Raw genomic sequence first — 15,546 nt, 5'->3', positions numbered from 1 at the left:
GTCGGTTGCACCGTCCACGTAGGCTTGAGTAGTGCCGGTGGAGACCCTTACCAATCTCGCGGCGATCGTGCTCTCGGTCGCCTCGCTCACCGTCTCCGTGGTGCTCGCCGTCCGGCAGAACCGCACAGCGTCCGCCGGCTACGCGCTACCGGTCGTGCTGGAGATCTTCGACCAGTTCCGGACCGAGGAGTTCTTCGACGCCCGCGAATACATCCTCGACCGGCTGAACCAGGAGTACGACCCGCCGGTGGCGTACTCCGAACTGCCAGGCCGGATACGGACGCGGGTCCGGATGGTCGCCGGCCGCTACGACGACCTCGGGAAGCTGGTCGCGCACGGCATCGTCGACGAGAAACTGATCATCGGGTCGAACGGCACCGCCATCCGGCGGGTCTGGGAGTCCGTCGCCCCCTTCGTCCTCGCCGAGCGGGCCAAGACCGGTGCGGGGGCCTGGCGGTACCTCGAGGACCTCGCCGGTCGCGTCGCCCGTACCCCGCCGGCCGCCGTCTACACCAAGCTCGGGCTCCGCCACTACACCGCGCCCTGACCAGAGTCCCGGCAAGCAGGCGGCGGTGGGAGAATCACCGATCATGAGCGAGCAGGCCGGCACCGACGAGACCATCCACGAACCGACCGACGGCGGTACGGCGGCACGCGCGCCCCGCCAGCAGCGGTGGACCCGCCGCGCCCCGTGGCTCGCCTTCGGCATCGCCGCCACGGTGCTCGTCGTCGACCAGCTGACGAAGATGTGGGCGGAGGCGACGCTGACCCGGGGCGAACGGACCCCGCTGATCGGCGACGCCCTCGGCATCCAGTTGATCTACAACCCGGGTGCGGCGTTCTCGATGGGCGAGAACACCACCTGGGTGTTCACGATCGCCGCCGCGATCGGGGTCGGCGTCACCGCCTGGTTCGCCGCGCGGGCCCGCTCCCGCGCCTGGGCGGTGGCCCTCGGCCTGGTGCTCGGCGGGGCGTTCACCCACCTGCTGGACCGGCTGTTCCGCGAGCCGTCGTTCGGGCAGGGCCACGTCGTCGACTTCATCGCGTACTTCGACTGGTTCATCGGCAACGTCGCCGACATCGCGCTCTTCTTCGGGGTCGTCACCTTCCTGACCCTGGAGCTGCGCGGCATCCGGCTGCGCCCCGACCCCGCCGAGAAGTCAGCGGCGGCGGAGTCGTCAGCCGGCGGCGGTGCGGACGGCGGCGACGTACGCCAGGGTGGCCCGGCGTAACGCCCCTTCGGCGTCCAGGCCGTCGGCCCGGGCCTGCGCGACCAGCGCGAGCAGCTGCGCACCGAGCCGCGCCGACGGGTCTTCGGCCGCGTCCGGCTCCGGCAGCGGTACGTCGACCCCGGCCCGCCCGGCCCGTTGCAGCACCTTGTCGGCCAGCGACAACGCCGGCTGGGCGTACACGATCCCGTCCATCGGTGACGGGGCGTCACCGGCGCCGGAACCGGAAGCGGCACCTGCGGCGGCCCGTTCGGCGGCCTTGATCTGCTCCCAGTTGTCGACGATCTCTTCCACACCGTCGACCGGCACACCGGCGAAGACGTGCGGGTTGCGGCGGATCATCTTCGCCACCAGCCCGCCGGCTACGTCGTCGACGTCCCAGCGTTCCCCCTCGGGCAGCTCCTGGGCGAGCCGGGCGTGCAGCACCACCTGCAGCAGCACGTCACCCAGCTCGTCACGCAGCGCCGGCAGGTCACCGGCGGCGATCGCGTCGTACGCCTCGTAGCTCTCCTCCAGCAGATACCGCGCCAGCGAGTCGTGGGTCTGCTGCCGCTTCCACGGGTCGCCGCCGGGTGAGGCGAGGCGGTCCATCACCTCGACGGCGTCGAGCAGCCGGGCCCCGGGCGGATCCCAGGAGCCGTACATCAACTCCAGCTCGGCCAGGCCGGGCTCGCGGGCCAGCCGCAGCCCCAGCCGGCGGGCCAGGTCCTCGTCACCGGTCGGGCCGGCCAGCCAGACGGCGGTGCCGTGCGCGGCGGCCGCCGCCAGCAACGTCTCCTCGGCTGGCTCCGGCGTCGGGGCGGTCACCGGCGAGCCACCGGCGACGCTGATCGCCGTGGTCAACTCGCTGTCCGCACCGGCGAAGACCGGAAACCGGCGTACGGTGTCCCACGCCTGTGCCGTGAGCAGCCCGGCCGGCAGCCGGGGCGAGGTGACCAGCAGGACGACCCGGGCGGTCACTGCCGTTCGCTGACCGTGCCCGAGTCGGTGTCGCCCAGCGGGATGCCGACCGCGACCACGTTGCCCTGGGCGGACTGGAAGCTGAGCACCGGGAACTCCAGCGGACGGTAGCGCGGGTTCACCGACACGTCCTGCTCGGCGGCCGCCTCGGCGATCGCATCGCGGGCGGCCAGTGACGAGCGCAGCTGGTCACCGTCGAGCTGGCTGGCGGCCTCCTCGTCGGTGACCTCGGCCGGGATCACCCCGGCGGCCCGACCACGGTCGACCAGCTCCTGCAGCTCCTCCTGCGTCGGCGCCACCTGCCCGCCGCCGGTCTGCAGCCCGGAGACGCAGGTCCACGCCTGCGCCGACGCCTGCACGTACGCCGAGTCGGCCGGCAGGCCGAACTGCTGGCCGTACTGCTCTGCGGAGATCTGCTGACCGCCGGCCGGCACGTCCAGCTGTTCGCAGACGTCGGCCAGCACCAGGGCGCTGACGATCTGCTGGCGGGTCGGCGCCGGCGGGGCACCCTCCTGGGCGGCACCGTCGCCGCCGAGCTGCTCGGTCAGCTCGTCGACCAGGCGGGTCACCTGCTCCTCGGTGTACTGCTCGTCGCCGACGTAGGCGGCGACCCCGGGCTGCGCCCGGCAGGCGGACAGTGCGGCGACCCCGACCAGGGCAATGACGGTGATCGACGCCAGGCGACGGACACGCTGCATGGTCGACACTCTCTCACGCACCCCTGCCGGCCGGTGCACCGACCCGGGCACTGTCCGTCGACGGTACGCCACCCGTGGTCGGCGGATCGCCGAGCAGATCGCGCAGCAGCTGGGCACACCAGTCCAGCAGCGCCTGGTCGCGCAGCGGGTCCCCGCCGATCCGCCGGGTCGTCGGCCGGGGCACGCTGACCTGGTCGGCGGCCGACTTGTAGACCGCGTCCGGGTGGTAGCGCTTGAGCCGCAGCTGCTTCGAGTCGGGCAGCACCAGCGGGGCGAACCGGACATGCTTGCCCTGCATCGACACGTCGGTCAGCCCGTACGCCTTGGCCAGCAGCCGGAACCGGGCCACCGCCACCAGGTTGCCGACCTGCTCCGGTGGTTCGCCGTACCGGTCGGTCATCTCGGCGACGATCTCCTGCAGGGCGGCGGCGTCACGGGCCCCGGCGAGTTTGCGGTACATCTCCAGACGCAGCCGTTCCACCCCGATGTAGTCGTGCGGCAGGTGCGCGTCCACCGGCAGGTCGACCTTGACCTCGGCGGTTTCGGCGTCGTCGGGCGTCTCCCCCTTGAAGTTCTGCACCGCCTCGCCGACCATCCGCACGTACAGGTCGAAGCCGACACCTTCGATGTGGCCGGACTGTTCGCCGCCGAGCAGGTTGCCGGCGCCCCGGATCTCCAGGTCCTTCATCGCCACGTACATCCCGGCCCCCAGCTCGGTGTGCTGGGCGATGGTGGCCAGCCGCTCGTGGGCGTGCTCGGTCAGCGGCTTCTCCCGTGGGTAGAGGAAGTACGCGTACGCCCGCTCCCGGCCCCGGCCGACCCGGCCCCGGATCTGGTGCAGCTGGGCCAGGCCGAGCAGGTCGGCCCGCTCCACGATCAGCGTGTTCGCGTTCGGGATGTCGATGCCCGACTCGACGATCGTGGTGCAGACCAGAACGTCGAACTCCTTCTCCCAGAAGCCGACCATCACCTTCTCCAGGGCGTCCTCACCCATCTGGCCGTGCGCCACCGCGACCCGCGCCTCCGGCACCAGCTCGCGCAGCCGCCGCGCCGCCTTGTCGATCGACTCGACCCGGTTGTGCAGGTAGAAGACCTGGCCGTCGCGGAGCAGCTCGCGGTGGATCGCGGCGGCGACCTGCTTGTCGTCGTACGCGCCGACGGCGGTCAGCACCGGGTGACGCTCCTCCGGCGGGGTGGCGATCGTCGACATCTCCCGGATGCCGGTGATCGCCATCTCCAGGGTCCGGGGGATCGGCGTCGCCGACATGGTCAGCACGTCGACCGAGGTACGCAGCGACTTCAGGTGCTCCTTGTGCTCCACCCCGAACCGCTGCTCCTCGTCGACGATCACCAGCCCCAACTGCTTGAAGCGGGTGGCCGACTGCAGCAGCCGGTGGGTGCCGATGACGATGTCGGCGGTGCCGTCGGCGGCAGCGTGCAGCGTCTGCTCGGTCTCCTTCGCGGTCTGGAACCGCGACAGCTGCCGGATCTGCACCGGGAACTGGGCCATCCGCTCGGCGAACGTGTTGTAGTGCTGCTGGGCGAGCAGCGTCGTCGGCACCAGCACCGCCACCTGCTTACCGTCCTGCACCGCCTTGAACGCCGCCCGTACCGCGATCTCGGTCTTGCCGTAACCGACGTCGCCGCAGATCAGCCGGTCCATCGGGGTCGACTGCTGCATGTCGCCCTTGACCTCGTCGATCGCCGCCAACTGGTCCGGCGTCTCGGTGTACGGGAAGGCGTCCTCCAGCTCCCGCTGCCACGGGGTGTCCGGCCCGAAGGCGTGCCCCTTGGCGGCCTTGCGGGCCGCGTACAACTGGATCAGCTGGGCGGCGATCTCCCGGACCGCCTTGCGGGCCCGCGCCTTGGCCTTCTGCCACTCCGAGCCGCCCATCTTGTGCAGCGTCGGCTGCTCACCGCCGACGTAGCGGGACAACTGGTCGAGCTGGTCGGTCGGCACGAACAGCCGGTCACCGGGCTGGCCACGCTTCGCCGGGGCGTACTCGATGACCAGGTACTCCCGGTCGGCGCCGTTGACCTTGCGTTGCACCAGCTCGACGTAGCGGCCGATGCCGTGCTGCTCGTGCACCACGTGGTCGCCGGCGCGCAGCTCCAACGGGTCGATGGTGTTGCGCCGACGGCTCGGCATCTTCCGCATGTCCTTGGTGGACGCGCCCCGGCCGCCGCTGATGTCGGCGCCGGTGACGATCGCCAGCCGGGCCCGTTCGGCGAGGAAACCGTTGCCGACCCGGCCGCAGGTGACGATCAGCTCACCGGCTTTCGGCGCGTCCGGCACGGTGTCGGTGAGGGTCGCGCCGAGCCCGGCGTCACGCAGCACACTGACCGAGCGCTGCGCCGGCCCGTGCCCCTCGAAGACCAGCACCACCGACCAACCGTCCCCGGTCCAGCGCAACAGGTCGTCGACGACCCGCGCGGTCTCCCCGTGGTACAGCGGCGCCGGGACGGCGGCCAACGCCACCGCGTCCCCGGCGTCCGGACTCACGCTCACCGGAGCCGGTGCGTCCTCCCACGGCTGCACGCCTGCGGTGTCGGTCGCGGCGTCGGCTCCGGCGTCGGCTTCGGCCAGGCCGAACGGGGACAGCGTCCACCACGGCTGGTCCAGCGTGGCGGCCACCGCGCGTACCTCGGCCAGGGTGCGGAAGGCGGCCGCGCCCAGGTCGATCGGGGCCTGGCCACCGACGGCGGCCGCAGCCCAGCTGGCTTCGAGAAACTCCGCCGAGGTACGGACCAGATCGTGCGCCCGGGTGCGGATCCGCTCCGGGTCGCAGAGCAGTACGTGGGTGTCGGCCGGCATGCAGTGCAGCAGCAGCTCCATGCTGTCGGTGCCGTCGAGCAGGGCCGGGGCGAGGGACTCCATGCCTTCGACCGGGATGCCCTCGGCCAGCTTGTCCAGGATCTCACCGAGTTCGGGGTGCTGCTGCGCCAGCTCGGCGGCCCGCCGCCGCACCGGCTCGGTGAGCAGCAACTCCCGGCACGGCGGCGCCCACAGCTGGTCGACGGCTTCGATGGTGCGCTGGTCGGCGACGGCGAAGGTACGGATCTCCTCGACGTCGTCGCCCCAGAACTCGACCCGGGACGGGTGCTCGTCGGTCGGCGGGAACACGTCCAGGATGCCGCCGCGTACCGCGAACTCACCGCGCTTGGTGACCAGGTCGACCCGCGCGTACGCCATGCCGACCAGCCGGTCGACGGTCTCCTCCAGGCTGGCCTCGCCGCCCGGGCTCAGCTGGACGGGCGCCAGGTCGCCGAGCCCTTTGAGCTGCGGCTGCAGTACCGAGCGGACCGGTGCCACGACCACCCGCAGCGGCCCTTGCCCGGTGGCGTCACCGCTGGCCGTCGGGCCGGTGTCGGCGTCGGGGTGCGCCAGCCGGCGCAGCACGGCGAGCCGCCGCCCGACGGTGTCCGAACGTGGTGACAGCCGCTCGTGCGGCAACGTCTCCCAGCTGGGGAAGACCGCCACCTGACCGGCCGGCAGCAGGTCACCGAGGGCGGCGGCCAGGTCGTCGGCCTCCCGGCTGGTCGCGGTGACCGCCAGCACCGGCCGTCCCGCCCCGCCGGCGGTTGTTTGTGCCGCCACCGCCGCGACCGTGAACGGGCGCAGCGCCGGCGGCGCAGTGACGTCCAGCCCGTCCTTGTCTGGCGTGGCAACCTTGGCCAGGTCCCGTACCCGGGCCAGGGCGGGATCGGCGAGAGCGGCGCTGAGCAGGCCGGCGAGCGCGGTCATGATCACAACCTTCGCGGTGGGATACGCCTTGCTGTGCGGCGGTGCACGCCCGGGGCGCACACGCGACGACAACCCCGCGCCCGGTCCGGGCGGGGGGTCAGGCCTACCAGCCTATCCGCCCCGCCCGCTGCGCCGAGGTCAGGCGGCCCACCGGTACGGGGTTGCCCCGTCGCCGCGCAGTGGTGTTGCCGCGTCGCCGCGCAGCAGTCGCGGGATGATCCCGGTCAGGGCAAGTGCCTGCGCCCGGTCGACCGGCCACTGGTCGACGTCGTCACCGAGCCGGAACTCCAGCAGTACGCCACCCGCCAGCGCCTGGGACAGCTGGGCAGAGTCGAGCTGCCAGCGGCCGACCGCGATGTCGACGCAGGAGTGCTCGGCTGCGGGCACTCGGAGGAGCCGGGAGGAGTGCCAGGCTGGGCTCTCGGGTGTGGTGGCGCAGTCGGAGCCGCGCAGGCACCACGGCGGATGGGCACGTTTGGGTAGATTGCTCATGGGCCGGGGTCCTCTCCCGGTCAAGGCCCGGGATCCTGGAGCGCCAACTCCACCCGGGCCGCCTACAAACCTGCTCTGCCCGGTTGCGAGCCAAGGAGAGCAATACCGAGGTTACGACAGAGCGTCGACATTGTCGACACTGTCGACGTAATAGACGCTGTCGATCTTCGGTGGTCTACTTGGCGGTGCGAGCCAGGGAGACCAGTCGACATGTCCATGCCCAAGTACGAACGCGTGGCTTCCGCCATCCGGGACCAGATCCATTCAGGCGAGCTGCGTCCTGGTGATCAACTGCCGACGACGCAGAGGCTCATCGACCACTACGGCGTGTCGTACGGCTCGGTCAGGACAGCCCTGCTGATCCTCAAGGCCGAAGGTCTGATCGAAGGCAGGCAGGGCGAGGGTGTCTTCGTACGGGAACAGTCGGATCGGTGACGTAACCGGCGACCGGGGCTGCGGTCGGCGTTCGGCGTCGGGCAGGCTCTGCCGATGTCCCGCGCCGCCAGGATTCCGCGTGAGCTGAGGTCGGCCCCGTTCTCCGGTAGTCAAGCAGTGTCGTCCGGCCTGGTCACCTGGGGCATGTTGCGCGGGCCCACCTGGCGACGGCTACTCCCCGACGTCTACGTGCAGGCGGCGGCGTTCGACGCCGACGACCACCGGATGTGGTGCGAGGCGGTGGCGGTGAAGTTGCCGGTCAGCGGCGCGGTCAGCGGACTGAGCGCCGCGCTGCTGTGGGGTGTCGACCTGCACCCCCGAGGCGGCGGCCCGGTGCACGTCACCCTGCCCCGCTCGGCCCGGCTGGCCGCGCATCCTCGGCTGGCGATCTCCCGTCGCACTCTCGGCCCGACCGACATCACCGTCTTGTTCGGCGGCGTACCGCTGACCACCGAGGTGCGTACCGCGTTCGACCTGGTCCGGCTGCTGCCCCGCGCCGACGCGCTCGCCGCACTCGACGCCATGCTGCACCGCCGCCTGCTGCGCGTCGAAGCCCTCGCCCGCTATCTGGACGCCCACCCTCGAGGACGTGGCATTGCTCAACTGCGCGAGCTCGTCGGACTCGCCGAGCCACGGACCGAGTCGCCGATGGAGTCCCGGCTGCGGCTGCTGCTGCACGACGCCGGACTGCCCCGCCCGACCGCGCAGTACGAGGTACGCCTGCCGACGGGACGGTTCATCGCCAGGGTCGATCTTGCCTACCCGCAGTGGCGGATCGCGATCGAGTACGAAGGCGACCATCATCGGGAGCGCACTACATTCCGCCGTGACATCAGCCGGTACAACGCGCTGCGGGCCGCTGGCTGGCTGACGTTGCGCTTCACTGCGGACGACGTACTCCGACAAAGCGGGCAACTCACCGAGCTGGTTCGACAGGCCATCACCCAACAGGTCGGTTGAGCGGCTCGAGGGAACCGTCATTGTCGTCATCCGGCAGGTTTAACGACAATGGAGGTTCCCTCGCTGCGACGGAGGGCGTCAGTAGTGCACGTGGATGCGGCGGGCGGCGACGTCGATCCGGGCGAGTCCGCCGATCGGGACGATCAGCTGCGGGTCGGTGTGCCCGACGTCAAGGTCGAACACAATCACCGGCCCAGCACCAACATCAACGCCAACCCCAAAACCAGCGCCACCACCAGCACCAGCACCAGTACCAGCAGCACCACCCACGACACCACCAGGGCTGACAGCGCTGCCGTACTCGGTGAAGGCGCGCAGCACGGCCGCCCGCTGGGCAGCGGCGTACGCAGCCTTCTCGCTCGGCGTACGGCGGCAGCCGAAGTCCCAGGCTTTTGCCCGCCCGACCAGTACGGCGGCGAACGCGGCGAGCAGACCGCGCTCACCGAGGTTGCGCAGCATGCGGTACACCTCGACGTCCGACGGCAGCTCCTGCGAGGTCTCCAGCAGCAGGACGTGCCCGGAAAAGCGCGAAGGAGGCGCGAGTCGGTCTGCTGCGGCGAGCCAGGAGATGATCTCCAGGTTCCCACCCCACACCGGCCCCTCAATGACCGCCGGGCCAGGGGACGTGGGGATGTGCCAGTGCCAGCCGGTGGCCGGCGTCATCGGCGGTGTCACCGACTCCAAGGCACCAGGGGCGGTCAGGTCCGACCAGTCGAGCGGTTCGTCGGAGTAGTCCGGCGAGGGGACGAGTTCGTACCAGTCGTCGGTGAAGAGGGCGGCACGTAGGGAGGCCAGAGTCAGCGGGTGCATCGCGCCCGGCCGGCCCAGGTGCACCAGCACCGAGCCGCCGTGGAAGGCGACCGCCCCCTGAGCGTGCAGCTGGTAGAGGTGGTGCAGCAGGTTGGTGTTGTCGGAGTAGCCGAAGAACGGCTTCGGGTTCGCCCGCAGCACCTCGTCGTCGAGGTGGCGGATGACCGTCAGCTGGTCGTCACCGCCGACGGTGGCCAGTACGGCGGCGATGTCCGGGTCGGCGAAGGCGGCCGTCACGTCGGCGGCGCGGTCAGCCGGTGAGGCGTGCACGGCCCTGGTGCTGGGATACTCCACGGGCACGAGGCCGAGCTGGTCGCGCAGCCGACGTAGCCCTAATTCGTACACATGTGGGTAGACGGCCGCAAGCCCGGCGGAGGGTGACAGAACCGCGACCCGGTCCCCCGGCCGCACCTTCGACACTGGGCGTCGGCAGGACCCTTGCGGAGGAGCAGAAGAGGACATTCCGGCACGGTACGCCGATCGTTGAGACAAGACTCACCAGTTTCCCCGCGCCCGGGGCGATCGCCGATAGCATCCAAAGATGTCGGACAGCGCCGTCCCTCGTACTCGCGTGAGGAGCGACCAGTGACCGAGCTGTCCGCAAACCCGATGCCCGACGCCCCGCAGACCGACGCCGCGACGCTCGACGCCACCCGGCTCGACACGACGCTCGACGCCTCCGGCAGCAGTCAGGAGCAGGAGGGGCCGGACGCGGCGCTGCGGGCGGACATCCGCCGGCTCGGCACGCTGCTCGGCCAGACGCTGGCCCGGCAGGAGGGTCAGCCGCTGCTCGACCTGGTCGAGGAGATCCGCGCCCAGGTACGCAGCGACGCCGAGGCCGCCGCCAACCGGCTCAGCGCGATGGACGTCACGACGGGTACGAAGCTGGCCCGCGCCTTCTCCACCTACTTCCACCTGGCCAACATCACCGAGCAGGTGCACCGGGCCCGGGACCTGCGCCGCCGGCGGGCCACCGAGGGTGGCTGGCTGGACAAGGCGGCGACGTTGATCTCCGAGCGGGGGGTGTCGGCGGACGAGATCGCCGCCGCCGCCCGCCGGCTGGCGGTCCGCCCGGTGTTCACCGCGCACCCGACCGAGGCGGCCCGGCGGTCGATCCTGTCGAAGCTGCGGGCGGTCGCCGACGAGCTCGACGTGGAGATGACCGAGGCGGTGCTCTACGGCGCCAGCGAGCACACCTCGGCGAGCAGCCGACGGCTGGCGGAGCTGCTCGACCTGCTCTGGCAGACCGACGAGTTGCGGCTGGACCGCCCGGATCCGACCGACGAGGCCCGCAACGCCGTCTACTACCTGCGGGACCTGTACGCCGACGCCGCCCCGCAGGTGCTCGACGACCTCGCCGACACGCTGCGCCGGCTGGGCGTGGAAACGTCACCCACGTCGCGGCCGTTGACCTTCGGCAGTTGGATCGGTGGGGACCGGGACGGTAACCCGTACGTGACGCCGGCGGTGACCCGCGACGTGCTGATGATCCAGCACGAGCACGGGATTCAGGCCACCGACGCGGCGATGGACGCGCTGATCAGCGAGGTGTCGGTGTCCCGGCGGCTACGCGGGGTGTCGTTGGATCTTTCCGCCAGTCTGGCCAAGGACCTCGACGCGTTGCCGGAGGTGGCGCAGCGGTTCCGGCGGACGAACGCGGAGGAGCCGTACCGGCTGAAGGCGCGCTGCGTGAAGGCGAAGCTGGCGAACACCCGGTTGCGGCTCAACCAGGGCACCGCGCACGTGCCGGGGCGCGACTACCAGGGCTCCGACGAGCTGCTGGCCGACCTGGAGCTGATGCGGGCGTCGCTGGCCCGTAACGCCGGGCAGTTGACGGCGGTCGGCAAGCTGGCGTCGGCGATCCGTACGGTGGCCGCGTTCGGCCTGCACCTGGCGACGCTGGACGTGCGCGAGCACGCCGAGGCGCACCACGCGGTGCTGGCGCAGATGTACGCGCGGGTCGGCGAGGTGCCCGACTACAACTCGTTGAGCCGCCCCGAGCGGACGAAGCTGCTGGCCGACGAGCTGACCGGGCGCCGCCCGCTGTCCAGTATCGACACCCCGTTGACCGAGTCGGCGCGTAAGACGTTCACCGTGTTCAGCACGATCCGCGAGGCGCAGCAGCGGTTCGGTCCGGAGGTCGTCGAGTCGTACATCATCTCGATGACGCTGGGCTGCGACGACGTCCTCGCGGCGGCGGTGCTGGCCCGCGAGGCCGGGCTGGTCGACGTGCACACCGGGCAGGCCCGGGTCGGTTTCGTGCCGCTGCTGGAGACCCCGGCGGAACTGGACGCCGGCGGCGACCTGCTCGACGAACTGCTGTCGCTGCCGGCGTACCGGGCGATCGTGCGGGCGCGTGGCGAGGTGCAGGAGGTGATGCTGGGCTACTCCGACTCCAACAAGGAGGCCGGCATCACCACCAGCCAGTGGAAGATTCACAAGGCGCAGCGGGCGTTGCGGGACGTCGCGGCGCGCCACGGCGTACGGCTGCGGCTGTTCCACGGCCGTGGCGGCACGGTCGGACGCGGCGGCGGGCCGACGCACGAGGCGATCCTGGCCCAGCCGTACGGCACCCTCGACGGCGCGATCAAGGTGACCGAGCAGGGTGAGGTGATCTCCGACAAGTACACGATCCCCGCCCTGGCCCGGGAAAACCTGGAGCTGACCGTGGCGGCGGTGCTGCAGGCGACGCTGCTGCACACCGCGCCGCGCCAGCCGCTTGAGCTGCTGGAGAACTGGGACTCGGCGATGGACGTCGTCTCCGACTCGGCGTTCCGCTGTTACCGGTCGCTGGTCGAGGACCCGGACCTGCCGGCGTACTTCTGGGCGGCGACCCCGACGGAGCTGCTGGGCGCGCTCAACATCGGTTCCCGGCCGGCGAAGCGGCCCAACACCGGTGCCGGGCTGGGTGGGCTGCGGGCGATCCCGTGGGTGTTCGGCTGGACCCAGTCGCGCCAGATCGTGCCCGGCTGGTTCGGCGTCGGGTCCGGGCTGGCAGCCGCCCGCGAGGCGGGCCTGTCGAACGTGCTCGGCGAGATGTACGACCAGTGGCACTTCTTCCGCACGTTCCTGTCGAACGTCGAGATGATGCTGACCAAGACCGATCTGAGCATCGCGCGGCGCTATGTGGAGACGCTGGTGCCGGGTCCGCTGCAGCCGATCTTCGACAAGATCTCCGACGAGTACGAGCGGACGGTACGCGAGGTGCTGGCGATCACCGGGTCGTCGAGTCTGCTGCAGAACAACAACGTGCTGCAGCGCACGCTCGCCGTGCGGGACACCTACCTGGAGCCGCTGCACCACCTGCAGGTGGCGTTGCTGCGGCAGTACCGCGAGTCGGGGGCGGCGACCCGGACGGTGGCGACCGCACCGGGGGCGCGTCGGGCGCCGAGTGACAACACCGCGTTGGAGCGGGCCCTGCTGACCACGGTCAACGGCATCGCCGCCGGGATGCGCAACACCGGCTGAGCCCGGCCCACGGCTACCGATGACGCGGCCCGGCCTGTGACGCTCACAGCTGACGCGCACCGGGCCGGCCGACCAGTGGGGAGACTGGTCGGCCGGCACGGGCACCCCCCGGATGCGCAGCCGCTCGGTACGGCCGGTTCAGCTGGTTCAGCTGGTTTCGCCAGCCACGCTGAACGAGCGGAGCCGGTCGATGGCGAGCAGGGTGAACAGCACCGCGATCACCACGGTCATGATCGCCGAGACGGTGACCGACACCTGACCGTCGAAGAGCGCGGTGGCGGCGATCCGGTCGGCGAAGGTGATCACGTACTGCTGGATGGAGAGCACCCGGGTGCCCGAGACGAAGTTGCCGAGCAGCCCTTCCCAGACCAGGACGTAGACCAGGCCGAGCAGCACCGGCCTACGGGTGACCAGGCTCAACGCCACGAAGAACGCCGAGTACGCCAGCGCACCCAGGGCGCTCGCCGCGGCCAGGGCCAGGCCGAGCCGGACCGATTCGGCGAGCACTCCGGCGACGTAGAGCGGCACCGCCACGGTGAGCGTGGTGACGCCGACCGCGACGGCCAGCTTCGGCAGCACGATCTGCCAGCGCGGCAGCGGCTTGCTGAGCACGTGCACGATGGTGCCGTCGTCGATCTCCGAGCCGAGCACTCCGGTGCCGACGATCAGCGCGACGACGGGTAGCACGACGGCCAAGCCCAGCGCGATCAGCACCGGCTGCGCCCAGTTGCTCGGGGCGACGCCGAGGGACCGGCAGAGCACCGCGAGGGCGATCACCAGCGCCGGTAGCGGCAGCAGGAGCAGGAACCGGCGGCGGCCGAACAGCCCGCGCGCGGTGATCCACATGATGGTCGAGTTCACGGCGGTCAGGCCTCCACGAGGTAGGAGAAGACGCTCTCCAGGGATTCGTCCGACGGCAGCAGGCGGTGCACCCGGATCCCTTCGGTGAGCGCGATCCGGGGCAGGGCACGGGTGAAGCTGCCGTAGTCGCCGGCCCGCACGGTGAGCCCGCCGCCCTTGACCAAGTCGACGCCGGTGACCGAGTCGTGGCGTACCAGTGCCACCGCCAACGCCCGGTCGTCGCTGGACTGCACGGCGAACACGTGCGGTCGGTTGGTCATCAGCCGGCGGATGGTCCGGAAGTCGCCGGAGGCGGCCAGCCGGCCGGCCACCATCACCTGGACGGTGCCGGAGACCTGCTCGACCTCCTCCAGGATGTGCGAGCTGAACAGAATGGTCCGGCCGGCGTCGCCGAGCGAGTGCAGCAACGTCATCATGTGCATCCGCTGGCGCGGATCCATGCCGTTGAACGGTTCGTCGAGCAGCAGCACCGCCGGGTCGTGCACCAGGGCGGCGGCCACCCGGGTCCGTTGGCGCATGCCCTTGGAGTAGGTGCCGATCCGCCGGTCCTGCGCCGAGGTCATCTCGACCAGTTCGATGGCCCGTCGGGCGGCGGCCGCCGGGTCCGGCAGGCCGTGCAGTCGGGCGCTGGCCAGGACGAACTCGTACGCGGTGAGGAAGCCGTGCACCGCTTCGCGTTCGCTGACCAGCCCGAGTTTGCGGTAGACGCCCGGGTTGCGCCAGGTCGGTTCGCCGTCGACGGTGACGCTGCCCCGGGACGGGGCGAGGAAGCCTGCCATCATGTGCAGCAGGGTGGTCTTGCCGGCGCCGTTGGGGCCGAGCAGGCCGGTGACGCCGGCACCGAGGGTCATGCTGATGTCGTTGACGGCGACGACGTTGCCGTACCAGCGGGACACCCCGGCCAGTTCGACGGCGCTGCCGGTGCCGGCGGCCACCGACCCGGCCGTACCGGCGGCGGCCGCGGTGGGCTGGGTGGGCTGGGCGGCCGGCGTCGCGCCGGTGGTGGAGGTTGGCATGGTCATCGACGAGCCGCCTTCCGGTAGCGGGCGAGCAGGGCGGCGACACAGCCGGCGATCAACACGACGGTGACCAGGCCGTACACCGGGCCGAAGTCGCCGATGCCGATGCCGCCGGGGTCGTCGGGACCGGTGATCAGCGCATCGCGGAACAGCCACAGGCCGGTGCCCTGCACCAGGCTGGACGGGGCGGCCAGGCCGGCGAGCTGGTTTGCGGTGACCGACGGCAGCACCGACAGCACCCCGACGATCGGGGTGGTCATCAGGAAGACGGCGACGACTCCGCCGGCGGCGAAGGCCCGCTTGCCGGTGACCGAGGCGACCGTCAGCCCGATGGCGCTGAACACGGCGGCCCACAGCAGCGCGTACGCCAGGCCGGGTGCCAGGTCGGTGACTTCGTTCCACACCCCGGACCAGCCGGTGTCGGTGGTGAAGGCGCCGCCGAGGAACATCACCAGCTGCGGTACGCCGAGCAGCATGAACACGGCGGTGGCCAGTGCGGCGAACTTGGCCAGCGGGTAGTCGGCGATGCGTAGCGGTCGGGAGAAGTACAGCGGCAGTACGCCGCTGCCCAGGTCGCGGGAGACCAGCTCCGGGGCGACCACCGCGACGAAGAAGATCACCAGCCAGCTCATCGCGTCGGCGAATTGGGCGTAGTGCAGGATCACCTGGCCCAGTTGGGCGCGGATGGCGACCAGACCGGCGGCGACCGCCACCACGATGGCGACGATGAACCAGGGAAAGATCTTGGCCTTGGCGCTACGGCCCAACCCGAAGGCGGTACGCAGGCTGTGCGCGTACAACGCGCCGACGACGTGCCGGCGGCCGAGCCGGGTGCCGGCGTACCGCTGGTAGCCGATGTCATGGATGAC

13 protein-coding genes are annotated in these 15,546 nt (G+C 71.3%); 5 read left to right on the top strand and 8 right to left on the bottom strand.

What is annotated here, in order from left to right; genetic code table 11:
• Positions 1 to 37 precede the first annotated feature (37 nt).
• Both ACN28F_RS20115 and ACN28F_RS20110 read left to right on the top strand, forming a co-directional pair.
• The gene (locus ACN28F_RS20115) at positions 38 to 547 is read left to right on the top strand and encodes a DUF4760 domain-containing protein (protein WP_289209434.1); all 510 of its coding nucleotides are present in this window, start codon (positions 38 to 40) and stop codon (positions 545 to 547) included.
• Between the two features lie 43 nt (positions 548 to 590).
• Positions 591 to 1,232, top strand: a complete 642-nt coding sequence (locus ACN28F_RS20110; RefSeq protein WP_289209433.1) for a signal peptidase II — start codon at positions 591 to 593, stop codon at positions 1,230 to 1,232.
• Here ACN28F_RS20110 and ACN28F_RS20105 read toward each other — a convergent pair.
• The 4 genes from ACN28F_RS20105 to ACN28F_RS20090 all read right to left on the bottom strand — a co-directional run bounded on the left by ACN28F_RS20105 (position 1,179) and on the right by ACN28F_RS20090 (position 7,124).
• A complete protein-coding gene (locus ACN28F_RS20105; protein ID WP_289209432.1) occupies positions 1,179 to 2,189 on the bottom strand; it encodes a MazG family protein in 1,011 nt (336 codons plus the stop codon). The two genes, ACN28F_RS20110 and ACN28F_RS20105, sit on opposite strands and share 54 nt — an antisense overlap.
• Positions 2,186 to 2,887 carry a hypothetical protein gene (locus ACN28F_RS20100; protein WP_289209431.1) on the bottom strand — a complete coding sequence of 234 codons (702 nt, stop codon included), beginning with the start codon at positions 2,885 to 2,887 and terminating at the stop codon, positions 2,186 to 2,188. The genes ACN28F_RS20105 and ACN28F_RS20100 overlap by 4 nt, the downstream gene beginning before the upstream one ends.
• Positions 2,888 to 2,900: 13 nt before the next feature.
• A complete protein-coding gene (gene mfd / locus ACN28F_RS20095; RefSeq protein ID WP_421359172.1) occupies positions 2,901 to 6,632 on the bottom strand; it encodes a transcription-repair coupling factor in 3,732 nt (1,243 codons plus the stop codon).
• Between the two features lie 138 nt (positions 6,633 to 6,770).
• Positions 6,771 to 7,124 carry a hypothetical protein gene (locus ACN28F_RS20090; protein ID WP_278112331.1) on the bottom strand — a complete coding sequence of 118 codons (354 nt, stop codon included), beginning with the start codon at positions 7,122 to 7,124 and terminating at the stop codon, positions 6,771 to 6,773.
• 210 nt (positions 7,125 to 7,334) lie between these two features.
• Here ACN28F_RS20090 and ACN28F_RS20085 point away from each other — a divergent pair, with 210 nt between their 5' ends.
• Complete coding sequence (locus tag ACN28F_RS20085) at positions 7,335 to 7,559, top strand: winged helix-turn-helix domain-containing protein (protein WP_289209429.1); 225 nt, start codon at positions 7,335 to 7,337, stop codon at positions 7,557 to 7,559.
• Positions 7,560 to 7,613: 54 nt separating this feature from the next.
• Complete coding sequence (locus ACN28F_RS20080) at positions 7,614 to 8,519, top strand: endonuclease domain-containing protein (protein ID WP_421359170.1); 906 nt, start codon at positions 7,614 to 7,616, stop codon at positions 8,517 to 8,519.
• A 78-nt stretch (positions 8,520 to 8,597) separates the two neighbouring features.
• Here ACN28F_RS20080 and ACN28F_RS20075 read toward each other — a convergent pair whose 3' ends face one another.
• Positions 8,598 to 9,791, bottom strand: coding sequence for a S66 family peptidase (locus ACN28F_RS20075; RefSeq protein ID WP_421359168.1), 1,194 nt, complete (start codon positions 9,789 to 9,791; stop codon positions 8,598 to 8,600).
• 123 nt (positions 9,792 to 9,914) lie between these two features.
• On the opposite strand from ACN28F_RS20075, the gene ppc reads away from it, so the two are divergent.
• The gene (gene ppc, locus ACN28F_RS20070; RefSeq protein ID WP_289209426.1) at positions 9,915 to 12,797 is read left to right on the top strand and encodes a phosphoenolpyruvate carboxylase; all 2,883 of its coding nucleotides are present in this window, start codon (positions 9,915 to 9,917) and stop codon (positions 12,795 to 12,797) included.
• Between the two features lie 147 nt (positions 12,798 to 12,944).
• On the opposite strand, the gene ACN28F_RS20065 is transcribed toward ppc, so the two are convergent.
• Genes ACN28F_RS20065 through ACN28F_RS20055 form a run of 3 tightly spaced genes read right to left on the bottom strand, consistent with a single transcriptional unit; the run spans position 12,945 to position 15,543 of the window.
• Complete coding sequence (locus ACN28F_RS20065) at positions 12,945 to 13,643, bottom strand: ABC transporter permease subunit (protein WP_289210832.1); 699 nt, start codon at positions 13,641 to 13,643, stop codon at positions 12,945 to 12,947.
• Positions 13,644 to 13,663: 20 nt separating this feature from the next.
• A complete protein-coding gene (locus ACN28F_RS20060; protein WP_421359166.1) occupies positions 13,664 to 14,680 on the bottom strand; it encodes an ABC transporter ATP-binding protein in 1,017 nt (338 codons plus the stop codon).
• On the bottom strand, positions 14,677 to 15,543 hold the full coding sequence (locus ACN28F_RS20055) for an ABC transporter permease (protein WP_289210831.1): 867 nt from the start codon (positions 15,541 to 15,543) through the stop codon (positions 14,677 to 14,679). Before ACN28F_RS20055 ends, ACN28F_RS20060 begins: the two co-directional genes overlap by 4 nt.
• Positions 15,544 to 15,546 lie beyond the last annotated feature (3 nt).

The organism is Solwaraspora sp. WMMA2101, assembly GCF_049179175.1.
GTDB lineage: Bacteria > Actinomycetota > Actinomycetes > Mycobacteriales > Micromonosporaceae > Micromonospora_E.
Note: the sequence above shows the minus strand (reverse complement) of the source record. Positions and strands in the feature narration are given on the sequence as shown.